At 29.9% G+C, this 24,667-nt stretch carries 23 protein-coding genes and 1 pseudogene; 17 read left to right on the top strand and 7 right to left on the bottom strand.

All coding sequences use genetic code 11. The features are described 5' to 3' along the window. The first annotated feature begins 3 nt into the window (after positions 1–3). From CBLAS_RS08410 to CBLAS_RS08400, 3 genes are all read left to right on the top strand, one after another. The gene (locus CBLAS_RS08410; RefSeq protein ID WP_106869830.1) at positions 4–801 is read left to right on the top strand and encodes an ABC transporter substrate-binding protein; all 798 of its coding nucleotides are present in this window, start codon (positions 4–6) and stop codon (positions 799–801) included. Between the two features lie 21 nt (positions 802–822). Continuing rightward, positions 823–2,745 carry a flavodoxin family protein gene (locus CBLAS_RS08405; protein WP_172658218.1) on the top strand — a complete coding sequence of 641 codons (1,923 nt, stop codon included), beginning with the start codon at positions 823–825 and terminating at the stop codon, positions 2,743–2,745. 285 nt (positions 2,746–3,030) lie between these two features. After that, positions 3,031–3,180 (top strand): hypothetical protein, encoded by a 150-nt coding sequence (locus tag CBLAS_RS08400; RefSeq protein WP_157940006.1) that lies wholly within the window; start codon positions 3,031–3,033, stop codon positions 3,178–3,180. Between the two features lie 404 nt (positions 3,181–3,584). On the opposite strand, the gene CBLAS_RS08395 is transcribed toward CBLAS_RS08400, so the two are convergent. Continuing rightward, positions 3,585–5,015 (bottom strand): pyridoxal phosphate-dependent decarboxylase family protein, encoded by a 1,431-nt coding sequence (locus tag CBLAS_RS08395; protein ID WP_106869832.1) that lies wholly within the window; start codon positions 5,013–5,015, stop codon positions 3,585–3,587. Positions 5,016–5,353: 338 nt separating this feature from the next. On the opposite strand from CBLAS_RS08395, the gene accB reads away from it, so the two are divergent. Further along, positions 5,354–5,812: an acetyl-CoA carboxylase biotin carboxyl carrier protein gene (gene accB, locus CBLAS_RS08390; protein ID WP_106869834.1), complete on the top strand. Its 459-nt coding sequence runs from the start codon at positions 5,354–5,356 to the stop codon at positions 5,810–5,812. Further along, the gene (locus tag CBLAS_RS08385) at positions 5,812–7,149 is read left to right on the top strand and encodes an acetyl-CoA carboxylase biotin carboxylase subunit (protein ID WP_106869836.1); all 1,338 of its coding nucleotides are present in this window, start codon (positions 5,812–5,814) and stop codon (positions 7,147–7,149) included. Before accB ends, CBLAS_RS08385 begins: the two co-directional genes overlap by 1 nt. Positions 7,150–7,336: 187 nt before the next feature. Here CBLAS_RS08385 and CBLAS_RS08380 read toward each other — a convergent pair whose 3' ends face one another. The 4 genes from CBLAS_RS08380 to CBLAS_RS08365 all read right to left on the bottom strand — a co-directional run bounded on the left by CBLAS_RS08380 (position 7,337) and on the right by CBLAS_RS08365 (position 9,694). Further along, positions 7,337–7,609 carry a GNAT family N-acetyltransferase gene (locus CBLAS_RS08380; protein WP_106869838.1) on the bottom strand — a complete coding sequence of 91 codons (273 nt, stop codon included), beginning with the start codon at positions 7,607–7,609 and terminating at the stop codon, positions 7,337–7,339. Between the two features lie 5 nt (positions 7,610–7,614). Beyond that, on the bottom strand, positions 7,615–7,830 hold the full coding sequence (locus CBLAS_RS08375; protein ID WP_106869840.1) for a (4Fe-4S)-binding protein: 216 nt from the start codon (positions 7,828–7,830) through the stop codon (positions 7,615–7,617). Between the two features lie 64 nt (positions 7,831–7,894). Continuing rightward, complete coding sequence (locus CBLAS_RS08370) at positions 7,895–8,734, bottom strand: pirin family protein (RefSeq protein ID WP_106869842.1); 840 nt, start codon at positions 8,732–8,734, stop codon at positions 7,895–7,897. A 126-nt stretch (positions 8,735–8,860) separates the two neighbouring features. Continuing rightward, positions 8,861–9,694, bottom strand: coding sequence for a peptidylprolyl isomerase (locus CBLAS_RS08365; protein WP_106869844.1), 834 nt, complete (start codon positions 9,692–9,694; stop codon positions 8,861–8,863). Positions 9,695–9,782: 88 nt separating this feature from the next. Between CBLAS_RS08365 and gltX the strand changes: the two genes are divergently transcribed. The 12 genes and pseudogenes from gltX to CBLAS_RS08305 all read left to right on the top strand — a co-directional run bounded on the left by gltX (position 9,783) and on the right by CBLAS_RS08305 (position 21,626). Beyond that, positions 9,783–11,159, top strand: coding sequence for a glutamate--tRNA ligase (gene gltX, locus CBLAS_RS08360; RefSeq protein ID WP_106869846.1), 1,377 nt, complete (start codon positions 9,783–9,785; stop codon positions 11,157–11,159). A 2-nt stretch (positions 11,160–11,161) separates the two neighbouring features. Continuing rightward, entirely contained in the window at positions 11,162–12,418 is a 1,257-nt protein-coding gene (locus CBLAS_RS08355; protein WP_106869848.1) for a malic enzyme-like NAD(P)-binding protein, read from the top strand. A gap of 20 nt (positions 12,419–12,438) precedes the next feature. Beyond that, the gene (locus CBLAS_RS08350; RefSeq protein ID WP_106869850.1) at positions 12,439–13,866 is read left to right on the top strand and encodes a nicotinate phosphoribosyltransferase; all 1,428 of its coding nucleotides are present in this window, start codon (positions 12,439–12,441) and stop codon (positions 13,864–13,866) included. A 9-nt stretch (positions 13,867–13,875) separates the two neighbouring features. Beyond that, positions 13,876–14,508, top strand: coding sequence for a uracil phosphoribosyltransferase (gene upp / locus CBLAS_RS08345; RefSeq protein ID WP_106869852.1), 633 nt, complete (start codon positions 13,876–13,878; stop codon positions 14,506–14,508). A 68-nt stretch (positions 14,509–14,576) separates the two neighbouring features. Then, positions 14,577–14,858 carry a hypothetical protein gene (locus CBLAS_RS08340; RefSeq protein WP_133169605.1) on the top strand — a complete coding sequence of 94 codons (282 nt, stop codon included), beginning with the start codon at positions 14,577–14,579 and terminating at the stop codon, positions 14,856–14,858. A 61-nt stretch (positions 14,859–14,919) separates the two neighbouring features. Continuing rightward, complete coding sequence (gene gdhA / locus CBLAS_RS08335) at positions 14,920–16,296, top strand: NADP-specific glutamate dehydrogenase (protein WP_106869857.1); 1,377 nt, start codon at positions 14,920–14,922, stop codon at positions 16,294–16,296. Between the two features lie 153 nt (positions 16,297–16,449). Beyond that, positions 16,450–17,439, top strand: a pseudogene (locus tag CBLAS_RS08330) (DUF2156 domain-containing protein). Next, positions 17,436–17,849 carry a GNAT family N-acetyltransferase gene (locus tag CBLAS_RS08325; RefSeq protein WP_106869859.1) on the top strand — a complete coding sequence of 138 codons (414 nt, stop codon included), beginning with the start codon at positions 17,436–17,438 and terminating at the stop codon, positions 17,847–17,849. The pseudogene CBLAS_RS08330 and the gene CBLAS_RS08325 overlap by 4 nt, the downstream one beginning before the upstream one ends. A gap of 130 nt (positions 17,850–17,979) precedes the next feature. After that, positions 17,980–19,350, top strand: coding sequence for a GntP family permease (locus CBLAS_RS08320; protein WP_106869861.1), 1,371 nt, complete (start codon positions 17,980–17,982; stop codon positions 19,348–19,350). A 72-nt stretch (positions 19,351–19,422) separates the two neighbouring features. After that, the gene (locus CBLAS_RS08315) at positions 19,423–20,544 is read left to right on the top strand and encodes a glycerate kinase family protein (RefSeq protein ID WP_106869863.1); all 1,122 of its coding nucleotides are present in this window, start codon (positions 19,423–19,425) and stop codon (positions 20,542–20,544) included. Positions 20,545–20,728: 184 nt separating this feature from the next. Next, on the top strand, positions 20,729–21,193 hold the full coding sequence (locus CBLAS_RS08310; RefSeq protein WP_106869865.1) for a DUF2628 domain-containing protein: 465 nt from the start codon (positions 20,729–20,731) through the stop codon (positions 21,191–21,193). Positions 21,194–21,365: 172 nt separating this feature from the next. Continuing rightward, positions 21,366–21,626, top strand: coding sequence for a DUF2628 domain-containing protein (locus CBLAS_RS08305; protein WP_106869867.1), 261 nt, complete (start codon positions 21,366–21,368; stop codon positions 21,624–21,626). A 455-nt stretch (positions 21,627–22,081) separates the two neighbouring features. Here CBLAS_RS08305 and CBLAS_RS08300 read toward each other — a convergent pair whose 3' ends face one another. Together CBLAS_RS08300 and selB are read right to left on the bottom strand one after the other, a co-directional pair. Next, positions 22,082–22,789 (bottom strand): thioredoxin fold domain-containing protein, encoded by a 708-nt coding sequence (locus CBLAS_RS08300; protein ID WP_106869869.1) that lies wholly within the window; start codon positions 22,787–22,789, stop codon positions 22,082–22,084. Positions 22,790–22,838: 49 nt separating this feature from the next. Continuing rightward, positions 22,839–24,665: a selenocysteine-specific translation elongation factor gene (gene selB, locus CBLAS_RS08295; protein ID WP_106869871.1), complete on the bottom strand. Its 1,827-nt coding sequence runs from the start codon at positions 24,663–24,665 to the stop codon at positions 22,839–22,841. Positions 24,666–24,667: the final 2 nt, after the last annotated feature.

Genomic DNA, 24,667 nt, shown 5'->3' with positions numbered 1-24,667 from the left:
AATATGAAAAAAATAATTTTTAGTTTAATTTTATCTATAAATGCACTTTTTGCAAAGAATATCGTGATTCTTGAGCCATCAAGTATCGAGATAATTTTTATGCTTGAAGCACAAGATAGTATTGCAGCCATTGCAAAAACACAAAGTAGTGATATTTGGCCACAAGAAGAGGTAGCAAAACTAGCAAGTATTGGAACCTATATTAAACCAAATTTAGAAAAAATTGTAGAAATAAATCCTGATTTGGTTTTGGTTAGTTATCACTCAAGCTCTATCATAAATGATTTAGATAGATTTAACATTAAACATGAAATGATACAAGCAAATAGCATAGATGATATTTATAAGAATATAATTAAAATAGGAAAATTTGTTGTAAAAGAAAAAGAGAGTAAAAAAATTATAGATGATTTTCAAAATAGAATAAATGCACTTAAATTTGATAAATTGAAAGACAAAAAAGCACTATTTTTTTATTCAGCAACTAATTTGCTTAGTTTTGGAAAAGATACATTACCAGATAGTATATTTAAAATTATGGGAATTAAAAATATTGCTTCAAAATTAAAAGGTAGCAATCCAATTGTTTCGCCTGAATATTTATTAGAGGAAAATCCTGATTTTATGTTAGTTGTAAGCAATGGCAATGTTGATGATTTTTTGAAACAATATCCTATTTTAAGGCATACAAATGCAGTAAAAAACAATAAAATTTTTATAATTAATGGCTCTTCATTATTAAGAGGAACACCTAGAATTATTAACGAGATAGAAAAAATTTATAGCGAGTTTATTAAATAGATTTTAAAAAAGATATAAAATATGTTTAAAGAAAGAATAAAAAATCATCATAGGGAAAGATTAAACCCACCAATTATGAGTAGTTTTAATGAGTTAGATAGGTTTTTACAAAAAAAACCAAAAGATAAAAATATGGTTATATATTTTCATATTCCATATTGTGACAATATCTGTTCATTTTGCTCTATGAATAGAACAAAACTAGAAGATGAGCTTGATAATTATTGTAATTTTTTAATCTCACAAATTGATAAATATAAAGATTATCCATATATACAACAAAAAAGCATTAAAAGTATATATTTTGGTGGTGGAACGCCAACTGTTTTTAAAGAAAAACATTTAGAGAAAATTTTAAACAAGATAAACGCATCTTTTAATATCTCAAAAGAGGTTGAGTACAGCTTCGAAACTACTTTGCATAATTTATCTATGAGCAAAATAAATTTGATGACAAATTTGGGTGTAAATCGTTATAGTATTGGAATTCAAAGCTTTGATGATAAGGGAAGAAAGTTTTTAAACAGAGTTGGAACTGCAAAACAGGCTATTAACAAGATAGAGAAAATCAAAGAGCGTTTTAGTGGAAATTTATGTATTGATATTATATACAATTATCCAAATCAGAACATAAAAGATATTTTATATGACTCTAAAACAATTAAAGAGCTTAATATTGATAGTGTTAGCTTTTACTCTTTGATGTATTTTACAGGTTCAAAACTTAGTAAGGAGCTTGACGAAAAATACTATAATCTAGAACAAGATAAAAAACTTCATAATGCTTTTGTAGAGGATTTGCTAAAAGATAAAAGGTTTGAGTTTTTAGAATACACAAAAATATTGCAACCAAAAAGAGATAAATATAAATATATAACTTTAAGCCATAAAGGTGTTGATATTTTACCTATTGGAGTTGGTGCAGGTGGGAGAATTGCAGAGTATTCAATGTTTATGCCTAAAATGGGAATGCAAATAGTTACGAAAGTTCCAAAATTTGAGATAGAATTTGAGCGACTTTGTAATTTGTTTCAATATGATAAAATAAGCCTTGAGAAAGTGAAAAGCTATTTAAGTGGTGAAACTTTTGGTGAGCTAATGAACTTTTTTAAAAAATTAGAGGCTGAAAAATATGTCTATATAAATAATGGCTCTATAAATTTCACTTTAGATGGAATATTTTGGGGAAATACGATAGCAGTTGAAGTTGCAAAAATAGTAAAAAAAGATTTTATAAAACATATTGATATGAATATTATACCTATGCTACACCATCATATGAAAAATTCAGAAGTTACTAATAAAATGTCACCAAATATGTTAGAAAAAGCTAAGAAAATGAATGAAAATATGATGCGTATGCCACATCATTATACTGATGAACAGAATTTACATAGTAAAATTCCAGATATGAGCAAACAAAAACAAAAGGAAATTAAAATGAAAAATGTAGTTATTTATTCATCAAAAACAGGAAATACAAAAAAAGTTGCAGAAGCTATAGCGCAAAGTTTAGATTATGAGCTTATAAATATAGATGATGTAAGAGATTTTGATGATTATGAAAAAATTATTTTTGGTTTTTGGGTTGACAAGGGTTTTATGGATACAAAAACTAAGAAAAAAGCTGAAAACATTAAAAATAAAACTTTAGGTATATTTTTTACATCAGGAGTTGAGCCAAATAGCGAGCATGCAAAAGAGTGTTTAGAAAAATCAAAAGAGTATTTTACTATTTTAGGTAACAATGTTACTCACCTTTTTTGCTGTCAAGGGGCAATTGATCCTGAGGTTATAGAGATAATGAAAAATATGGCAATTAAAATGGGAGATAAAGCTGTTCATAAAATCACTGATGAAAGAAGAGCAAGATGGAAAAAAGCAGAAACTCATCCAGATAAAGAAGATTTAAAAAATGCAATTTTAGCATTTTCAAATTTTTGAATGTTATTTATATTAAAATTAAAATATTTATACGAATTTCAAACGACTTATAAATTTATAATGTAATATTAAAAACAAAAAAATATTAATCATGAAAAAGTTTTTGTTAATAGCAATATTAATAATAGGTAAATTTATATGCTGATGAAAATCTAACTTTAGAGTTGTGTCAAAAAAAGTAAGAGATATTGATGTTTTATCAATGAATGATGAAGATAGAAAAATTATTGACAAATGTGAAAAATTTAAAAGAGAAACAAATTATAAATAGTGTAAACTGGTAGAATGGAATTTGATAAAATTATTGATTTTAGACAAATAAACTGTTATAAAGTTAATGAATATTATGAAGGAAAATCTGAAGCTAGTTTAAATATTGGAAAATGTGAAATGATAATGTGTAAAAATCAAGCAGAAAAATATGCGATGAGCTAAGAAACGATTATAGTAGTGATGGTTTAAAAAGTATAGCTGGTGCGAATGAAAATAGATATGTTAAGCCTAAAATGCAAAATAAAATGAACTTAAAACAAATTTAGAAATAAAAAGAGATAAAGCTTTAAAGAGTTGGATAAAGCAAGTAAAAAATACCAAATATCTATAAGAGATAATAAAGATGTAAAAAAGTTAAAGAAAAATTAGATAAAGCTGAAAAAGAGCTAAATAACTCAATGAAACAATCAGATTAGAAAAAGAAAAATAATTTAATATATTCATCATAAAATTATAACTAATATTTTAAAGTTTTATAATAAAGTAAAATACAAATTTTTATATATGAAATTTTGATTTTGCAAAGACCTTCAATTGCATAAATTTAGGGTCTTTGCAATGGTTGTTTATTTAATTAGCCCAAGGGATACAATATCATTTTTAATTTCTTCGACAACTTCTTTAACATCCTTTTTGGTTAACAAAGGATTAATTGTGCAAAATCTTAAAACAATTTTTTCATTAAGCATAGTTGTATAGTATATTGCCTTATTGCGTTTTGTAGCCATTTCAGATAGTTTTTTATTTATTTGGTTTAGCTCTTCTTCGCTATGGTTGTTATCAAAATATCTTATGTTTACAGTGCTTAACTGAGCAGGCGATACTATTTCAAAATATGCTTCTTTTTTAAATAGCTCTTCAAAGTATTTTGCATTTTCAAAACCTTTATCAATTGCTCGTCTCATCTCTTTTAAGCCGACTCTTTGTAAGGTATACCATAAACGCATGCCTCTTGCTGGAGCGGTTAATTCAATTCCCATATCCCAAAAATTTATATTTGAATCGTCTGATTTTATATCTGTCAAATATTCAGGATTGGAATTAAAAGTTCTTGCCATAGCTTGACGGTCTTTGCATATCACAACCGCACATCCATAAGACTGAAATAACCACTTATGACCATCCCAACTTATAGAATCACTGCGTTCAATGCCGTCTAATAATTCACGGTAAGAAGATAGTAAAGCACTAGCACCATAAGCACCATCTATATGAAGCCAAGTATTGTATTTTTCGCTAATGTCTGCTAATTTGTGTAGCGGATCAATTGAGCCTGTATTTGTAGTTCCACAAGAACCAACTATTAAAAACGGAATATAACCCGCTTCTTTGTCTTCTTGAATTTGTTTTTCTAGCTCTTCTGGAATCATTTGAAAATATCTATTTGTCTTTACTTTTTTAATATTTGCTCTAGGAATTCCCATAACTCGTATCCCTTTTGCAACGGATGAATGGGTTTGATCCGAGATGTAAACAGTTCCTTTGTAAAATTCATTGTCTTTTAGTTTTTCATCTCTAGCAACTATAGAGGCTGTTAAATTTGCCATAGAGCCACCTGAAACAAATAATCCACCAAGCTCTTTTACAGGATATCCAACTTGTTCGCCTAGCCAGTTTATAAGCCTTTTCTCAGCAACTGCCATTCCTTGACTTAAAGTATGGCTTCCTCCATATGGTGAATAAAAAGCATTAATTGCTTCTCCTACAACAGATATCGGCGATAGTGCTAAGGGTATAAAAGAAAAAAATCTTGGATTGTTTTGCATAGTTCTATATTTGTAAACTAGCTCTTTTAAATCATCCATAACATCATTTGCTGATCTAGGTTCTTCTTGAAAAGGTATACTTTTTATCTTTTCTTTTTTCTCCTCAGGCAATGGATTTATTATACTAGTTCTAGAAGCATTCATTTGCTCTTCAGCCATCATAGGCATAAATTTGTTTAGAGATTCTTGCGCTTCTTTCCATTGAAATAAAATAAATTCTTCTTTATTCAAAACTATTCCTCCTATTTTTTTGATAAATATTATAACACAAAATATTATATCTATAAGCAAAATATTGAAATTATAAATGGAATATTTATATAATAAATATGCATAAATTTTTGTTTTAATAATTATACTGATAATATCAATATATTAGGTAAAATAAAGTAGTTTTTAAATATGTTGATTTTAAATCGTGCTAAATTTATATATTATTTTTTTAGAAATAGTAGTGTATAATAATAAAAACTTGTTATTTTACTAAATTTAAAAATAAGTTGTTTTAGCAAAGTTTATAAACTTTTGATAATATTAAAATAGTATAAAATTTTTAACCGGAGTGGAGAATGAAAAAATTAGAAGATATAAAAAATCTTATGGAATTTTTTGAAAAAGTTGGAATAGGGCGTCTTAGAATAAAAGAGGGGGATTTTGAAATAGAATTAAAAAAACATAGTGAAGATAAAGCAGAAGCTTTAGAGCAACAATGCACAGCCCCAAAAAATCAAACAACAACACCAATTAATTTTGTTGTAAATGATACTATGCTTTCATCAAATACTAAAACAGATACCATAGATGCACCGATGGTCGGCACCTATTATGTGGCACCAACACCAGGAGCAACTCCATTTGTAAAAATTGGACAAAGCGTTAGAAAAGGTGAGGTTATAGGAATTATTGAAGCTATGAAAATAATGAATGAGATTGAGGCTGAGTTTGATTGCAAGATTGTAAAATCATTAGTTGAAGATGGACAGCCGGTTGAATATGGAACACCTTTATTTGAGGTGGAGAAAATATAATGGAAATAAAACGAGTTTTAATAGCAAATCGTGGTGAAATTGCTCTAAGAGCACTTAGAACTATCCAGGAGATGGGAAAAGAGGCAATCGTTGTCTATTCTACTGCTGATAAAGATGCTTTGTATGTAAAATATGCAGATGCTAGTATATGTATAGGTCCACCAAGAAGTAGTGATAGTTATTTAAATATACCTGCAATTATGGCAGCAGCTCAAATCAGTGAAGCTGATGCTATTTTCCCAGGATATGGTTTTTTAAGTGAAAACCAAACTTTTGTTGAAATTTGTGAAAAAGAGGGTGTTAAATTTATTGGACCTGATGTTTCTGCTATGAGTTTAATGAGTGATAAGAGTAAGGCAAAAAGCTTTATGAAAAGAGCAGGAGTTCCAGTAGTTCCTGGAAGTGATGGAGCTGTAAAAGATGCTGACACAGCCAAAAAATTGGCTAAAGAGATAGGATATCCTGTCATTATAAAAGCAGCAGCTGGTGGTGGTGGTCGTGGTATGAGAGTAGTTCATAAAGAAGAGGATTTAGAAAAAAACTTTTGGTCTGCCGAGAGTGAAGCAGTATCTGCTTTTGGTGATGGAACTATGTATATGGAAAAATATATTCAAAATCCAAGACACATAGAAGTTCAAATCATTGGTGATAATTTTGGCAACGTCATACACATAGGAGAAAGAGATTGCTCTATGCAAAGACGACATCAAAAGTTAATAGAAGAGAGTCCTGCTGTAGTTCTTGATGAAGTTGCAAGAAAAAAACTCCAAGAAAGTGCAGTAAAAGCCACAAAGTCTATAGGATATACTGGTGCTGGAACTTTTGAATTTTTATATGATAGCACCACAAAAGAGTTTTATTTTATAGAGATGAATACAAGATTGCAAGTTGAACACTGTGTTAGTGAAATGGTAAGTGGTCTTGATATAGTTGAACTTATGATAAGAGTAGCTCAAGGTGAAAAGCTACCTTCGCAAGATGAGGTTATTTTAAGAGGTCATTCAATTGAATGTAGAATTACAGCTGAAGATCCAAAAAGCTTTGTGCCAAGCCCGGGAACAATCACGAAATATATTGCCCCTGGAGGACGTAGCGTTAGAATGGATAGCCATATTTTCCAAGGATATACAATTCCTCCATTTTATGATAGTATGATAGGAAAGCTTATTGTTCATGCAAGCACTAGAGAAAAAGCGATCTCAAAAATGAATGTTGCGCTTCACCAACTAACTATACAAGGAATAAAAACAACAAGAAATTTTCATATAAATATGATGGAAAATAAGGATTTTCGAGACAATAATTTTGATACAAACTATCTTTCAAAATACTATTAAAAATTATTTCCGCCTATTTAGGCGGAAATACATAGATGTTTTATAGAATACTTTTTAAAGCTATGTTTAGTAAGATTAAGATGATAAATTTGCAATTTAATAATTAATTTTTTGGTATGAATAAGACTAAAACATTGTAATATTAAAATGGTTTAGTTTAAAATAGATTAAATAAAACTATAAGAGCTTATAGTAAATCTGAGTAGTTTGGATTTTTATCAAATTCACTTTTTGCAAATGGACATAGTGGAATTATTTTAACCCCATTTTTTCTGGCTTCTTGAACTATTAAGGCTACAAGTTTTCCTGCTATGCCTTGTCCTGTGTAGCTATCTTTGACAAAGGTATGATCTATTATCCATATATTATCAGATTTAGAATATGTACTTTCACCTATATTTTTATCTCCATCATATGCAACTACTCTTTTCTTGTCAGGTTCATATATGATTTTTATCATTTTATTTACTTTTTTTCATAACTTAGTGCACCAGATGGACATCTATCAATTACTTCCATAATGTGTTCTATGCTATCTTCATCAAGTTTTACCCATGGTCTTCTATTTACATCAAAAACTTTTGGAGAGCCTTTAACGCATTTACCTGCGTGAGTACAGGTATTTGGTTTCCAATAAACTGTTAAACCATCTTTTTCGTATTTTTTAACTATTTGTTCCATTGTCTAGTTCCTTTTTATTTACCCCTATTAATTTAAAATAGGGGAATCAATTATTTTAACTATATTAATAATCTATATTTTCTTTTATAAAAGTATCGTTTTGAAGATCATTAAAGGCTTCTCTTAACTCTTCTTGAGTATTCATTACAATTGGTCCAGCCCAGGCTACAGGCTCACTAAGTTTAACAGAACTCATAAATAACACTTGAGCTTTTTTGTCGCCATTTTTAATTCTCAAGATATCGCCATTAGTTAATTTTACAGCTGTTTTTTCTTCTACAAATTTATCATTTACATAGATGTTACCAACTAGAGTAAAAAGCATAATTGAAGCATCATTTTTTGTATCTATAGAAAATTCTTTGTTTGCTTCAAGATGTATGTCATAGTAATCAAGTGGTAAATGTTCGCCTTTATATCCTTGATGTTCTTTATAGGAGCCAGCAAGCAATCTAAGCTTACCTCCTTCAATTTCTATCTCTTCAATGTCATTATTTTTTATACTATGATAACTTGGTTTGCTCATTTTTTCAGACTTAGGAAGGTTTATCCAAAGTTGAACTCCTAAAACTCTTTCGCTAGCAGGAAGCATTTCTTCATGCAAAATACCAGATCCAGAGTTCATCCATTGAACTTCTCCATCAGATATCATATCTGAGTTTCCAAGGCTATCTCTATGGACCATTTTTCCTCTATATACATAGCTTATAGTCTCTATGCCTCTGTGAGGATGCATAGGAAAACCTGCTGTATAATCATCAGGATTTGTGCTATCAAACGAATCAAGCATTAATATTGGATCAAATGTTCTTGTTGTTTCTCCGCCCAATACTCTTACTAAATGCACGCCAGCACCATCAATTGCTCTTCTACCTTTAACCTGTGTTTCGATTTGTCTTTCCATTTTTTATCCTTTTTTATTTATATTATATATTAATAAATATAATATTATATTAATAAAAATTAATAGTATCCTTAATGGAAATTTACTTCAATAAAACTATAACAAGCCTTAAAAAGATAAAACTAACTATTTTTTGGGTTCTAAAAATTCTATAACAGCTTGAGCTCTTAGTTTTTCAAAATACTCTTCAATATTCTTTTTTCTAACTTGGATTATATATTGATTTGTAACATCATCTTTAACTTCTTCAAATGATAAAGTTTTATATCCAGACTTTGAATCAATTCTAAATACTTCATAAAATCCTCTTGGATTTGGAATTATAGGAGTAAATCCGCCATTTGGTATGGACATAAATACAAATTGAGAATTTGGATCTAATTGTGATTTTTTAATTGTGATTTTATGATTAAAAGTATTGCCAATGCTCCCGCCTTTAGAGATTCTTAGTATATCTGCTTTATTATCAGAAGCAAATCTAGTAACATTTACTGCATCAAAAGTTGTGAAAAGTCTTTTATTTTGTTCATAAAAATCTCTAATATTTTCAGGAGTTATTTTCTTATCAGCTTTTTCAAAAATAGCCGCAAAAAATTTTTGTTCTTTTAAGTTTTTAGCTACATCTTGTTCAAAATTTTCAAATTTAATACCTTGTCTTGATAAATCTTCTTTAAGGGCATTAACTGATTTACCATTTTTTTCAGCTATCTGTTTTATTTGATTATCTATCTCAAAAGGAGAAACAACAATACCTCTTTTTTTTAACTCTGAGGTTTTTAATTTATCTTTTATTAATAACTCAAGAGCAGTTTTTTTATCAACTCTTACTTTTTCCATAGTGCTAACTAATTCATAGTTAGTAATAGGCTCATTGTTTACTAGGGCAACAACCCAATTAACTATGTTTGCGTACGACAATGTAAAACTAAAAAGAGTTATTAGTATAAACTTTTTTTTCATTAAAAACCTTTATTTTAAGCTTTTTGGATTATAATATAGCCTAAATTATAACATAGTTTAATTAAATTTGAGCAATAAAAGGAAAAATATGATCGTAACTCGTTTTGCACCATCTCCAACTGGGTATTTGCACATAGGTGGACTTAGAACAGCTTTGTATTCTTACTTATATGCAAGAGCAAATAACGGCAAGTTTCTTCTTAGGATAGAAGATACAGATTTAAAAAGAAATTCACAAGAAGCGGCTGAGGCTATTGTTGAGGCTTTTAAATGGTGCGGCTTAGATTTTGATGGTGAGATAGTTTATCAAAGCAATAGATTTGATGTTTATAAAAAATATATCCAAAAACTTCTTGATGAGGGGAAAGCTTATAAATGTTATATGACAAAAGAGGAGCTCGAAGCTTTAAGAAATGAACAAATAGCAAATAAGCAAAGACCAAAATATGATGGCAGATATAGAGATTTTAAAGGAACTCCACCAGCAGGAATTGACCCAGTTATCCGTATAAAAGCACCACTTAGTGGAGAGATTAAATTTGATGATGGAGTTAAGGGCGAGATTAAGTTTAATGCTGAAGATATTTTAGATGATTTTGTAATTGCTAGAAGTGATGGAAGTCCAACTTATAATTTTACTGTTGTAATTGATGATGCTTTGATGGGTATAAATCAAGTAATTAGAGGAGATGATCATCTTTCAAATACTCCAAAACAAATTGTTTTATATAAAGCTTTAGGATTTGAAATTCCAAAATTTTATCATGTTGCTATGATAAATGGAACTGATGGACATAAGCTCTCCAAAAGACATGGTGCAACTGATGTTATGGAATACAAAAAAATGGGATATTTAAGTGAAGCACTTTTAAATTTCTTGGTAAGACTTGGTTGGAGTTATGGAGATGAAGAGATTTTTACAATGGAGGATTTAAAAAAGAAGTTTAGCCCTAATAATCTTAGCAAATCAGCAAGTACATTTAATCAAAGCAAATTAGAATGGTTAAACCAGCACTATATAAAAGAGGCTAAATTTGAATACCTAGTAGAAAAACTAAAAGATTTTGATTTGGATTTAAGCAAAAATAGCCATGCAAAATTACTTATTGATTCTTTAAGAGAGAGAAGTAAGACCCTTATTGAGATGAGCAATAGTGCAAAAAATATATTAAATAGACCAAAAGAGTATGATGAAAAGGCATATAGAAAATTTATTAATGAAGATAGTTTAGAATTATTAAATAAATTTAGTGTTATTTTGGATAAAGATATGAGTGCAGCTGAATATGAAGAGGCGACAATTAAATTTCTAGAAGATAACAATTCAAAACTTAAAAATTTAGCTCAACCTTTAAGGGTAGCTATAACTGGCACTAGTGTAAGTCCTTCAATTTTTGAAGTGATTGAGATACTAGGAAGCGATGAGGTAAAAACTAGAATTAACAATATAATAAATAAGGAATAAAAATGTCAACAAAATATACAAAAGAAGAAGCTTTAGAGTATCACCATAATGGAAAGATTGAAGTTTGTGTTAAAAAGCCAGTTGCTACTGCTAAGGACTTAACGCTAGCTTATAGCCCAGGAGTTGCTGAGCCTTGCAAAGAGATAGCAAGAGATAGAGAGCTTGCATATAAATATACAAATAAATCAAATTTAGTGGCTGTTATAAGTGACGGAAGTGCGGTTTTAGGTTTAGGGAATATTGGTGGGCATGCTAGTAAGCCAGTAATGGAAGGTAAAGCAGTTTTATTTAAAAAATTTGCCGGAGTAGACGCTTTTGATATAGAGCTTAATGAGAGCGATCCAGAAAAAATCGTTGAAATTTGCAAAGCTATTTCACCAACTTTTGGAGGTATAAATTTAGAAGATATCAAAGCTCCAAAATGTTTTGAGATAGAAAAAAGACTAAAAGCTGAGACTAATATCCCTGTTATGCATGATGACCAACATGGAACTGCGATAATTACAACAGCAGGACTTATGAATGCAATCGAGCTTAGTGGAAAAAATAAAGAAGATATAAAAATTATAGTAAATGGAAGTGGTGCTGCTGGTATTGCTTGTGCTAGAATGTATAGAGCTTTTGGTATTAAAAATATAATACTTATTGACTCTAAAGGCGTTATTCACTCAGAAAGAACAGATTTAACACCGGAAAAAATAGAATTTGCTATTAAAACAAAAGATAGAATTTTAGAAGATGTTATAAAAGATGCAGATATGTTTTTAGGGCTTAGTAGAGCTGGAGTTTTAACAAAAGATATGGTAAAACAAATGGCTCCTAACCCTATAATATTTGCTTTGGCTAACCCTGAGCCAGAAATTTACCCTGAAGATATTGAAAAAGTAAGAGATGATGCGATGATAGGAACGGGAAGAAGTGATTATCCAAATCAAGTAAATAATGTTTTAGGTTTTCCATATATCTTTAGAGGCGCTTTAGATGTGAGAGCTAGAGCTATAACTGAAAATATGAAAATAGCGGCTGCTAAGGCTTTAGCTGATTTAGCTAAAGAGCCTATTACACAAGAAGTTAAAGATATTATAGGTAGTGATGACATTAAATTTGGTAAATATTATATAATTCCAAATCCATTTGATAGAAGGGTTTTTGTTGCTGTATCTTCAGCTGTTGCAAAAGCTGCATTTGACGATGGGGTTGCAAGAGTTAAAGATTTTGATGTTGAAGAGTATAAAAAACATTTAGAAAAACAATTATAACCTTTAAAGATAGTTTTATAATGAATAATTTTGGACTTTTTACAGACTTTTACCAACTTAGCATGATGCAAGGCTACTTTAAAGAAAAAAGAGATAGCGTAGTTGTATTTGATTGTTTTTTTAGAAAACACCCATTTGAGGGTGGTTATACTATAATTTGTGGCATAAATGAGGTTGTAGAGTATATACAAAATCTAAAATTTAGTGATGAAGATATAGAGTATTTAAGAACTCTTAACTCATTTGATGATGATTTTTTACAGCATTTAAAAACTCTAAAATTTAGTGGTGAAATTTATGCTATGAAAGAGGGTTCTATCGCTTTTGCTCACGAGCCAATTATAAGAGTAAAAGCAAATATTTTAGAAGCACAACTCATTGAAACAGCTATTTTAAATATAGTTAATTTCCAAACACTAATTGCAACAAAAAGCTCAAGAGTTGTGGAGAGTGCAAAGGGTGGTGGAGTTATGGAGTTTGGGCTTAGAAGAGCCCAAGCAAGAAGTGCAGGGCTTTATGGCTCAAAAGCTGCCATAGTTGGTGGGTGCGTAGGAACTTCAAATGTTGAAGCTGCTAAGAAATTTGGCTTAAAGGTAATTGGAACTCACTCTCACTCTTGGGTTCAAAGCTTTAACAGTGAGCTTGAGAGCTTTAGAGCTTATGCAAAATGTTACCCAAATAGCACTCTTTTACTCATTGATACTTACAATGTTTTAAATAGTGGTTTGCCTAATGCAATTACAGTTTTTAAAGAGCTTAGAGAAAAAGGTTATAAACCATTAGGCGTAAGGCTTGATTCTGGAGATTTGGAATATTTAAGTAAAGAGGTAAGAAAAGCTTTAGATGCTGAGGGTTTTAAAGATGCAAAGATAACTGCTTCAAATGATTTGGATGAGCATTTAATAGAGCACCTTCTTATAAATGGAGCTAAAATTGATAATTGGGGTGTTGGAACAAGGCTTATTACAGCACATGATAGCCCAAGTCTTGGTGGAGTTTATAAGCTAAGTGGAGTTTTGAAAGATGGTAAAATTGAGCCTAAGATGAAAATTTCAAACGACCCAAGAAAGATAAACAATCCAGGGTTAAAACAAGTTTATAGACTTTATGATAAAGATACAGATAAAGCCATAGCTGATTTAATAACCTTAGACGATGAGGTTATAAATAACGATGAAATTAAGATTTTTCACCCACTATATACATATAAAAGAAAGATAGTTAAAAATTTCTATGCAAAAAAACTACTTAAACCACTATTTATAGATGGTAAATTTGTAGGTAAAATGCAAAGTGTAAAAGAGATAGCTAAGTTTGCAAAAGAGGAAAAAGAGAGTATGTGGGAGCAGTACTTAAGAAATATAAAACCACAAACTTATAAAGTAGATTTATCGCAAAAATTATGGGATATTAGAGAGAGTATAATACAAAAACACAAACCAAATTAAAGGATAAAAATGAGTAACATTAAAAAAATTTCACACCCCTTAATAGAGCATAAAATTTCAATTCTAAGAGATAAAAACACAGACCCTTTCCAGTTTAGAATGCTTATAGATGAGATTAGCTATTTGATGCTATTTGAAGCAAGCAGAGATTTGGAGTTAAAAGAGGTAAGAATTGAAACTCCAGTTGCAAAAACAAAGGGTAAAAAACTATCTAGTAAAATAATGATATGCCCTATTTTAAGAGCTGCACTTGGTATGCTTGATGCTGTATTTAAGCTAATTCCTGATGCAAGTGTTGGATTTTTAGGTTTTCAAAGAAATGAAGAGAGTTTGGAAGCTGAGTTTTTTTATGCAAAATTGCCAAAAGACTATAAAGAGAGAACTGCTATTATAATTGATCCTATGTTTGCAACAGGTGGAACTGCAATTGATGCTGTTAAATACCTAAAAGATAAAGGTGTAAAAGATATAAAGTTTATATCTATAGTAGGAGCACCAGAGGGTCTAGAAAAATTTAGTAAAATTTACCCTGATGTCGAGGTTTATTTAGCTGCAATTGATGAAGGACTTAATGATAAAGGCTACATTGTTCCAGGTCTTGGCGACGCTGGTGATAGGGTATTTAATACTTTAAATAGCTAATGATGAAATATATTTATTATATAATTTTTCTCTTTTTTTTAGTAGCTTGTAGCTATAAAATAAATAGCATGGAAAAAGAGAACCTAGATCCTGTAGATGAGATTAAAGCACTTTATTATATAGGAACTCAGGGTCTAGTTATTGAAGTTAGTACAAACGATTTGTTTCAAAATGTAACAGTAAAAGATAGTAATCAAAAAAAATTTAATCTCTCAAGAAATACATTTAAAAACAAATTTTGTTTTAGCGATAACCTAAATACCGAACTTTGTTTAAATAATAATTTAGCAACATTTAAAACTCAAACTCAAAATTTGGTAAAACTAGTTTTAGTAAGCATTGAAAAGTAAATAAATTTTTACGCTAAAATTTATTTACTAGACTGAAGTCTAGATTTAAAAAGGAGTAAAAATGAGTGCAAAAAGCAATGCAAAAAATTATGTAAACGATGTGTTAAATACTGTTAAGATAGTTTCTCCAAGACAGCCGATTTTCCATCAAGCAGCAACTGAGGTTTTACAAAGCTTAGTTCCGCTTTTTGAAAGAGAGCCAAAATACCAAAAACACAGTGTTTTAGATCGTATCGTATTGCCTGAAAAAACTACAATTTTTAGAACAGTTTATATAGATGACAAAGGCAAAGCTTGTGTTCATTTTGGATATAGAGTTGAGTTTAATTCTGCTTTAGGACCTTATAAAGGCGGACTTAGATTTCATCCGACTGTAAATTTAGATGTTCTAAAATTTCTAGGCTTCGAACAAATTTTTAAAAACTCACTTACAGGTCTTAATATAGGTGGCGCAAAAGGTGGTGCAAATTTTGATCCTAAAGGTAAGAGTGATGGCGAGATTATGAGATTTTGCCAAGCATTTGCTAGTGAGCTTTCAAAGCTTATAGGTGATGTTAAAGATGTTCCAGCAGGAGATATAGGTGTTGGTGCAAGAGAGATTGGTTATATGTATGGTCAATATAAAAAAATAACAAGTAGATTTGATGGGGCATTTACAGGAAAAGGACTTAGTTGGGGTGGAAGTTTAGTAAGAACAGAAGCAACTGGATATGGATCTGTTTATTTTGCAGAAGAGCTACTAAAAACTAAAAATGATAATTTAGAAGGAAAAACTTGTACTATAAGTGGATCTGGAAATGTTGCTATTTATACTGCCCAAAAGCTTTACCATTACGGTGCAAAACCGATTGCGGTTAGTGATTCAAGCGGATATATTTATGACAAAGAGGGTATTGATGTAGAACTTTTAAAAGAGCTAAAAGAGGTTAAAAGAGAAAGAATTAGCGAGTATGCTAAGATTAAACCTAGTGCTAAATTCGTTAGTGTTAGTAAATACCCAAAAGATAGAAATGGAATTTGGGATGTGCCTTGCGATGCGGCTTTTCCTAGCGCAACTCAAAATGAGTTAAATTTAGAAGATGCAAAAACTCTTTATAATAATGGTTGCCGCTTAGTTTGCGAGGGTGCAAATATGCCAAGTAATCTTGAAGCAATTGACTTTTTCTTATCTAAAAAAGATCTGCTTTTTGGTCCTGCAAAAGCTGCTAATGCCGGAGGTGTTGCAGTAAGTGCTCTTGAAATGGCACAAAATGCAAGTATGACTAGTTGGAGCTTTGAAGAAGTTGATACAAAACTTCAAAATATAATGAAACATATTTTTAAAATATCTTATGAAGCTTCAAAGGAATTTGGAGATGAGGGCAACATCGTTCTTGGTTCAAATATAGCAGGCTTTAGAAAAGTTGCTGATGCTATGATTGATCAAGGTTATATCTAAAATATCAAATTTCAAAGGGCTTTAGGGCTCTTTGGTTATTTATAAATTCATAAAATTTACAAATAAAATTTTTAAATAAATAATCTATTTTAAAAGATACAAAAACTCAAAATTAGAGTACAATTACCCGAAATTTATATATAGGAATATTTTATGGAATTTCAAATTCAAGGGTATGAGTTAAAAAAACTTGATATTCATTCAAAATCAATTATGGAGGAATATTTAAGGCAACTTGGTAAAGACCAGCAAATAGATGTTAGCGACTACACTTTTGCATCAAATTACATCTGGCTTGCAAATGCTAGTGGTTTTTATGTGATTATTGATGAGTGCTTTTGTCTATTTTTGCTTCAAGGTGGAGAGCTGTCTATGCTTTTGCCACCAATTGGAAAAATTAGTAAACTAAAAGATGTTATATTAAAATGTTTTGAACTTATGAATGAAAACAATAGCTCAAAAAATTACTCAAGAATTGATTATGTGGCTGAATGTTTGCTTGAGAGTTTTGCACTTTCACTTGATAAAACAGCAAATATTTTTGATATTTTTGAGGATTTTATTTTTGAGAAAAAATTGGCAGACTATATCTATAAAACCGATGATTTGATAGAACTTAAAGGCAATTCTTACCATACCAAACGCACTGAAATTAACAAATTTAAAAAGACATACCCAAGCTATAGAGTTGAAATTTTAGATCCATCTATCCATAAAGATGGAATTTTAGAACTTTCAAACAGATGGGCACAAGAGCGTATAAAATATATGCCAAAAGAGAGTGTTGATGAGTTTATGGAGGGGATTTATTAAGAGAGATCAGCTATTAAAAAAGTAATTCAAAGCTATAACGAGCTAGATTTAGTTGGGATAGTGCTTTATATTGATGATAAAATGCAAGGTTTTACCATAGGAGAGCAGATAAATGAAGGTGTTGCAAGTGTTATAATAGAAAAAACAGATTTTCAAATTCTTGGTTGTGCACAGTTTATTTTTAGAGAGTTTAGTAAAATTTTAAAAGATAACTACTCTTGCGAGTTTATAAATGTTGGCGATGATATGGGGTTTGAAAATCTAAAAAAAGTTAAGATGAGTTATAGGCCATTTAAGCTTGATATAAAATATACAATTTATCAAAAATGAAGATTAGATTAGCTCACTCAAGTGATGTAAAAAGGCTTTTGGAGATTGAAAATAGAGTCTTTTCAAAAGATGAATTTGCTCTTTCAAAAGCTAATTTTTACTACCATATAAGAAAAAATTTACTCTATGTGTCAGTTGGTGAAAAAGATGAAATTTTAGGATACATTTTAGTTTTTAACAAGCTTAAAATTCCTAGAATTTACTCATTTGCAGTTGCAGTTCAGCACCAAGGAATTGGGAGTAAACTTTTAAATTTTGTATGTGATAAATTTGAGGCTTTACAACTTGAAGTAAGGGCTGATAATTTTAATGCCATTAGATTATATGGAAAATTTGGATTTAAAAAGTATAAAATTTTAAAGGCATATTATCCAGATGGAGCTGATGGCATTAAGATGAAAAAGCTTTAAATTTTTAAAAATATAGATAATGCTTCAAATTTACACAATGCAAAAAATAAAAAAAGATAGTATCTTGCATTTAAGAATTTGCAATATAAATTTTGGTAAAATATCTTAAAACTACCTTAAAGGAGATTTTATGAGCGGCATTGTTCTAATTGTCTGTTTTGTGATAGCTATCATTTTAATGATTTGGCTCATCTCAAGAGTTGGAGTTCATCCTTTTATTGCTATTATGCTTATCTCTTTACTTCTTGCTATTGTTGCTGGAATTGATTTGGTTAAAATTCCAGGCATTATAGGAGATGGGTTTAGTGGAATTTTTAAAAGTATTGGTATAGTTATAATCTTTGGTGCACTTATTGGTATGGCTTTGGAAAAAACAGGTGCAGCACTAAAACTAGCTGATATGGTCGTAAAATGTATAGGAGAAAAACATCCTGAAATGGCTATGCTTATAATGGGATGGATCGTAGGAATTCCTGTTTTTTGCGATAGTGGTTTTGTTGTTTTAGATCCAATTCGTAGAGCCATTAGAGAGAAAATACATGCAAGTCCTGTAGGTATGGCAGTAGCTTTATCAGGTGGACTTTATACATCTCATGTTTTTGTGCCTCCAACTCCTGGACCAATAGCAGCTGCTGGACTTATTGGTGTTGGCGGAAATTTATTGCTTGTTATAATAATTGGTGTTGTAGTCTCCATCCCTGTTTTAATCGCAGCGTATTTGTATGCTAGATATATAGGTAACAAAATCACTCTTAAAGATGAGACAAATAGCACCCAAAAGAGCTATGATGAGCTTATTAAAGAGTATGGAAAGTTGCCAAGTAGCTTTTTAAGTCTTGCCCCTATTTTTGCTCCTATTATCTTAATGGCATTAGGTTCAATTGTAAAAATTGCTGGTTTAAAAGGTGCTATTGCTAACTTTTTACTATTTTTAGGAAGTCCTGTTATAGCTCTTGGAATAGGTGTTGTATTTGCAGTTTGGCTCTTGTTTGATACTGGCAAGATAAAAGAATTTAATGCTATGACAAATGAAACTTTAAAACTAGTAGGACCAATTTTGTTCATAACTGCTGCTGGTGGGGTTTTAGGTAAAGTTATAACCGCTGCTGGATTTGTTGAGTTTATGAAGGCAAATGCTCATATTATTGGTAGTGTTGGAATTTTCTTTCCATTTTTAATCTCAGCCATAATCAAAACAGCACAAGGAAGCTCAACCGTAGCACTTACTACAACTGCTTCAATTATGGGACTTTTTACCGATCAAACATCTATGATGACGGCACTTGGACTTACTACACAGATGGGTGCAGCACTTACAGTTATGGCTATAGCGGCTGGAGCTATGACAGTTTCACATGCTAATGATAGTTATTTTTGGGTTGTTACAAATTTTAGTGAAATGACCCCAGAGCAAGGATACAAAACTCAGACAACACTTACTTTGATAATGGGTATTGTCGGAATCATAACTGTTTGGATAGCCTCTTTAATACTATTATAATTAAAAGTTAAGGCTAAGTTTTAAAATTTAGCCTTAAATTAACAAGTTTAACTTTAAAATCAAGGAGAATAGATGAGAGTTTTGGTTGCTATTGACTCTTTTAAAGGCTCACTTAGCTCATATGAAGCTGGTAGTGCGGTTAAAGCTGGTATAGAAAATTTCTGTGATGAAGTTATAGTTAAACCTGTTGCGGATGGCGGAGAGGGAAGTGTTGAGGCTTTGGCTGATGCACTTGATGGCAAATTTGTTGATGTTATAGTTCAAAACCCACTAAGTGAAAAAATATCTGCTAGATATGCTATAACAGGGGAGCTTGCAATACTAGAAATGGCTAGTAGCTCAGGGCTTACTCTAATTAAAAAAGAGGATAGAAATCCTATGAAAACTAGCACTTATGGATTTGGGGAAATGATAGCTCATGCTATAAACGAAGGAGCTAGAAAATTTATAGTAGGCATTGGTGGAAGTGCTACAAATGATGCTGGAACTGGTATGCTTAGTGCTTTGGGATTTGAGTTTTATGATGAGTTTGGAAACTTACTTGAGGGCATTGGTGAAAATCTTATAAAAATTAGCCAAATTTCAACTAAAAATGTTTTGCCTTCTCTTAAAGATTGTGAGTTTTTAATCGCCTGTGATGTTGATAATCCACTTTTTGGGAAAAATGGAGCAGCTTATGTTTATGGTCCGCAAAAGGGTGCTGATGAAAAAATGGTAAAAGAGCTTGACAATGGACTTATTAGCTTTGCAAAAGTAACAAGTAATCACTTTTTAAATGAGTTTTGCAACTTAAGCGGTGCTGGGGCTGCTGGTGGGCTTGGATTTGGTTTTGTAAGCTACCTAAATGCAAAATTAAAACCTGGCATTGATATAATAATTGAAGAAATTGGGCTTGAAGATGAGATAAAAAGAGCTGATTTAGTAATAACTGGCGAAGGAAAGCTTGATTTTCAAAGCTCTATGGGAAAAACACCAACAGGAGTTGCAAAAATTGCTAAAAAATATAATAGACCTGTAATCGCACTTGGAGGCTGTGTTTGCAAGAGTGCAAAAAATTGTAATGAGAGTGGAATTGATGCATTTTTTAGCATATTAAATGAACCAATTAGCATTGAAGAGGCTATGGACAAAAAGACAGCCATTGAAAATATTAAACGCGTTAGCGAACAGGTTATAAGGCTTTATAGACTTTAATTTTTGTTTGAATTTTAAGAATTAGCCAAGCTAGTTTTTACTTATATTCTTAAATTATAATTATTAATTTCAATTAATATAAAAAATAAGTTTTATTTTAGTTATAAATTTTTATTGTTTTAAGTTGAGTTTTAAAAAATATGCATTATTATAATATTTATATTTTATTTATAAAAGAACTTTTATGAACGAGCATCAAAAAGAGGTTTTTAGTAATCCAGCATTACTTAGAGAAAAGTTAGGAATTTATCTTCAAACTCCAGAAAAAGTTGAAATTTATGCGGAATCTTTTGAGAAATTTTTTGAGGCAGGAAACCGTAATGAGATTAAATTTAAAGCTACTTGGAGCTGGTGGGCACTTTTTGGAGGTTTATTTTTCTATTTATATAGAAAAGATTATAAAATGGCAATAATCTATTTTATACTATCTTTAATTCCTATTGTGAGTCTAGTAGCATTGTTAATACCTGCATATGCAAAATATAGCATATGTGATAAATTTTGTAAAGCATTAGCCCTAAATAATGATGAATTTTTAAAAAATGAGGGTGGTGTTAATAAGTGGGCAATTTATCTTGCTGTTGTTTTATTTGTTTTGGTTATATGTCTTATTTTGTTTGCAGCTTCAATAGGGGCATACTCTTATTGAAATTAAATTATTAATGAATTGAAATAAATTGACTTTAATGTTGAAATTTATACTTAGTTAAAATAAAAGCCCAAATTTCAACTATATTTTATAAAGAATATTATTTTTAATGTAAAAAAGAGTATTAAATTTCAATACTCTAATAAAATTATATAATTATGCAAGGAAATATATGAACGAGTATCAAAAAGAGGTTTTTAGTAATCTAATTTTACTTAGAGAAAAACTTGAAATTTATCTTCAAACTCCCAAAAAACTTGAAATTTATGCAGAATCTTTTGAAAAATTTTTTGAAGCAGGTAATTGTAATGAGATTAAATTTAAAGCTACTTGGAGTTGCTGGGCATTTTTTGGTGGGTATTTCTTTTTCTTATATAGAAAAGATTATAAAAAGGCACTAATCTTTAGTGTTATACTCTATGCGGTTATATAATTTGTCCGCTTGTAAATTTATTAATAATTGTTTTTTTAATACTCGTTGGAATTGCATGCTATAAATTATTATTAATGACAAATATATCTTTTATAACCACTATACCTATGATTTTAACCGGTATGTATAGTAAGTATTTTATTTGTAAGAGATTTATAAAGATATTAGAAGTAAAGAATGATGAATATTTAAGAATCGAAAGTGGTTTTAATAAGTGGATTATCTATATTTATTTTATAGTAAATTTATATGTATTTGGTGGCTTGCATTATGTATTTTTCTATAATTAAGAAAATTATATAAATAGTCTTAGTAGCGAAATTTAAATTTCTTTAAGTAACTAAGTCATTTAAAGTTTTTTAAAAGTTCTAATATAATTGTTTTAAAATAGCTTATGAGATAAACAAGTAAAAAAGCTTAGAAGTTCAAACCCAAAAAGGGCTTGAACTTAAAAATTATTTAACTAATTTGCTTTTTTCTACAATGTATGGAACGCCTTGAACACCTGCACTAAAGTATTTGTTGGCTAAAGCTTCCATTTTTTTAACATCTGCTTCACTAACTTCTGGAGATTTTGCATCTTGTGCATACCATTTGTTTAGAACTTTAATTTTTTCTTCATCAGATTTAGCATTTTTCATCTCTTCATAAACTTTAACACTTTTTGCATGAGCTTTAGCACCATGGATTGATGTCATTATAATTTCTAGATTATTTTCTTTTAATATTTCATTTATATTTGCTACTTCTCTACGGCAGTAAGGACAGTCTGTATCTGAAAGCATAATTAAAGTTGGTTTTGAATTATCATTTCCTATTTTTATTATATTTGCTTTGTCTTCTTTTGAATATAGTTCAGCAAGTTTTTCAATCAATAAACTATCTAGATATTTTGCTTTATAACTTTCTTGTGTTTTTAAGTTTAGTAAATCAGGGATAACAAAATCACCTTTTGAAAAGATAACTTCTTTTCTTCTCATATCACCTTGACTCATCTCAATGATTACCATTTCAACGCCATCAAAATCCTTTACAGGAACTCTCTCAACGATTTTCATTTTGATTTCGTGTGGCATACCTTGGTAAAGAGATAAAATCTCTGCATCTGTAGCTGCAAAAACTGCGCTTAAACTTAAAGCTGAAGTTAGTAGTATTTTTTTCATTTTTTTCCTTTGAATAATTTGTTCTTATAAGGCATTATAGTAGATAATGTTAAATGGAATTTAAAAACTTTCTATCGTTGTCAATTTTTATAATATCATCAAATTTATCAAGATGTTCCAAATAAGATATCGCGAATTTTCTACTTAAACCAAGCTCATTTTTTACATTTTGAACATTTGCTTTTCCATCTTTTAATATAATCTCTCTTATTTTTTTCATAGCTAAGTCTAAATTACTTGAAGTTACAAATAGATTGTGTGCAAGCCTTACAACTCTTTTAGTAGCAGTTAGGCTTTTTAATGCATTATCGCCCGTAACTCTATCTATATCAAGTTCATCATATATATTATAGGGTGCGTCTGGAGTTAAATTTGCATTTTCTAAGATAGTATAAATTTTATCATTTAAGCTTTTTTCAATTTTAGAAAAATCAATGCCTTTTTTTACAAAAAGCATTCCATTTTTTTCTAAAACATTGGCTTTTAAAAGTTCATTTAATACAAAATTTGCCAATACTTCACTTACCCAAGTTGTTCTAAGTGCAACGCTTTGGGCTGAAATAACTGCAAACTCATTTTTAGAAATTATAAATTTAATTATCTCTTTTAAGTCATCTATAGCCCCATTTGCGTATATACATAAATTTTCACTATCTATAAAGACATTGTTTAAGCTTTTAGCGATACTTAGTGCCTCTTCATGAGATAAATTAAATCTTTGATAAGATGAGATAAGTCCAAAGCCGTGCTTATGGTTTTGTGTTAAAATTTCAAAAGCTGTTTTAAAGTTTTTATCCAACAAAGCAACTAAAAGTTTAATTTTTTCACTTTTTTTAAGAGGTTCGCTAACAGGATTTAAAACCTTTCCACCACCAACCACGCGGGAGTTTCTTAAAATGACAAAAGGCTCATTAAATTTAGCAAAAACATTTTTATCAAATTTAAAAGTAACAAAACTTTTATTATCTTTTTGGCTTAAGATTTTACATTTGGCACTAAGTTGCCTACTTCCTATACAAAAAGTTAAGTTTTCATTATGTGAAATTTCGCCACTAACAAAACAATCAATCTCTTTAAAACCTCTAAAAAACCCTTTTTTGCTTAAAATTTGACCTTTTTCTAGTGAATTTACCGTTATGTTTGCTAAATTTAGTGCTACTCTGTTTGGAGAGGTTGCAATATCTACAAAGTTATCATGAACTTGAACACTTCTAACTGTAACTTGCTTGTTATTATCAAGGCAAATTAGCTTCTCATTTTTTGATATAGTTCCTTCTATCAAGCTTCCTGTAATAATTGTTCCAACACCTTTTAGGGTAAAAATTCTATCAATATAATATCTTGCAACTATACTCTCATCTCTTTGTTTTGGTTTTATGGTAAAAAGATAATTTCTAAGCTCATCAATGCTAGTTTTATATTTTATGCTTACAAAAAAGGTTTGCAAAGTTTTTAAACTTTCAAATTTAGATATATAATCTTCAACCTCTTTTTCAACCTCTTTTTGTCTTTTTTTGTCTGTTAAATCGCACTTTGTTATGCAAAGAATAACGCTTTTAATTCCAAGAAGTGAGAGAATTTCAATATGCTCTTTAGTTTGGGGCATAAGTCCATCATCGCTAGCTACTATTAGCATACTAACATCAAAAGCATAAGCACCACTTATCATAGTTTTTACTAAGTTTTCATGTCCGGGAACATCTATAAAGGCTATATTTGTCTTGCCATTGCTTAAATTTGAAAAACTTAAATCAATGGTAATTCCACGCTCTTTTTCAGCTCCAAGTTCATCGCCCTCAAAGCCATTTAACTCTTTTATAAGTGCAGTTTTTCCATGATCTATATGTCCTGATGTCCCTACAATGATACTATCCATTT

The organism is Campylobacter blaseri (assembly GCF_013201895.1).
Lineage (GTDB): Bacteria > Campylobacterota > Campylobacteria > Campylobacterales > Campylobacteraceae > Campylobacter_B > Campylobacter_B blaseri.
This window is presented reverse-complemented; position numbering and strand designations above follow the sequence as displayed.

What these genes read in the sequence shown, in the direction of transcription:
- CBLAS_RS08385 (WP_106869836.1), top strand. Translation starts at nt 5,812, where the DNA reads ATGGAAATAAAACGAGTTTTAATAGCAAATCGTGGTGAAATTGCTCTA.
- CBLAS_RS08305 (WP_106869867.1), top strand. Translation starts at nt 21,366, where the DNA reads ATGAACGAGTATCAAAAAGAGGTTTTTAGTAATCTAATTTTACTTAGA.
- CBLAS_RS08410 (WP_106869830.1), top strand. Translation starts at nt 4, where the DNA reads ATGAAAAAAATAATTTTTAGTTTAATTTTATCTATAAATGCACTTTTT.
- CBLAS_RS08355 (WP_106869848.1), top strand. Translation starts at nt 11,162, where the DNA reads ATGTCAACAAAATATACAAAAGAAGAAGCTTTAGAGTATCACCATAAT.
- CBLAS_RS08380 (WP_106869838.1), bottom strand. Translation starts at nt 7,609, where the DNA reads ATGATAAAAATCATATATGAACCTGACAAGAAAAGAGTAGTTGCATAT.
- CBLAS_RS08400 (WP_157940006.1), top strand. Translation starts at nt 3,031, where the DNA reads ATGGAATTTGATAAAATTATTGATTTTAGACAAATAAACTGTTATAAA.
- gltX (WP_106869846.1), top strand. Translation starts at nt 9,783, where the DNA reads ATGATCGTAACTCGTTTTGCACCATCTCCAACTGGGTATTTGCACATA.
- CBLAS_RS08350 (WP_106869850.1), top strand. Translation starts at nt 12,439, where the DNA reads ATGAATAATTTTGGACTTTTTACAGACTTTTACCAACTTAGCATGATG.
- CBLAS_RS08325 (WP_106869859.1), top strand. Translation starts at nt 17,436, where the DNA reads ATGAAGATTAGATTAGCTCACTCAAGTGATGTAAAAAGGCTTTTGGAG.
- CBLAS_RS08375 (WP_106869840.1), bottom strand. Translation starts at nt 7,830, where the DNA reads ATGGAACAAATAGTTAAAAAATACGAAAAAGATGGTTTAACAGTTTAT.
- CBLAS_RS08320 (WP_106869861.1), top strand. Translation starts at nt 17,980, where the DNA reads ATGAGCGGCATTGTTCTAATTGTCTGTTTTGTGATAGCTATCATTTTA.
- accB (WP_106869834.1), top strand. Translation starts at nt 5,354, where the DNA reads ATGAAAAAATTAGAAGATATAAAAAATCTTATGGAATTTTTTGAAAAA.
- gdhA (WP_106869857.1), top strand. Translation starts at nt 14,920, where the DNA reads ATGAGTGCAAAAAGCAATGCAAAAAATTATGTAAACGATGTGTTAAAT.
- selB (WP_106869871.1), bottom strand. Translation starts at nt 24,665, where the DNA reads ATGGATAGTATCATTGTAGGGACATCAGGACATATAGATCATGGAAAA.
- CBLAS_RS08405 (WP_172658218.1), top strand. Translation starts at nt 823, where the DNA reads ATGTTTAAAGAAAGAATAAAAAATCATCATAGGGAAAGATTAAACCCA.
- CBLAS_RS08300 (WP_106869869.1), bottom strand. Translation starts at nt 22,789, where the DNA reads ATGAAAAAAATACTACTAACTTCAGCTTTAAGTTTAAGCGCAGTTTTT.
- upp (WP_106869852.1), top strand. Translation starts at nt 13,876, where the DNA reads ATGAGTAACATTAAAAAAATTTCACACCCCTTAATAGAGCATAAAATT.
- CBLAS_RS08310 (WP_106869865.1), top strand. Translation starts at nt 20,729, where the DNA reads ATGAACGAGCATCAAAAAGAGGTTTTTAGTAATCCAGCATTACTTAGA.
- CBLAS_RS08365 (WP_106869844.1), bottom strand. Translation starts at nt 9,694, where the DNA reads ATGAAAAAAAAGTTTATACTAATAACTCTTTTTAGTTTTACATTGTCG.
- CBLAS_RS08340 (WP_133169605.1), top strand. Translation starts at nt 14,577, where the DNA reads ATGGAAAAAGAGAACCTAGATCCTGTAGATGAGATTAAAGCACTTTAT.
- CBLAS_RS08370 (WP_106869842.1), bottom strand. Translation starts at nt 8,734, where the DNA reads ATGGAAAGACAAATCGAAACACAGGTTAAAGGTAGAAGAGCAATTGAT.
- CBLAS_RS08315 (WP_106869863.1), top strand. Translation starts at nt 19,423, where the DNA reads ATGAGAGTTTTGGTTGCTATTGACTCTTTTAAAGGCTCACTTAGCTCA.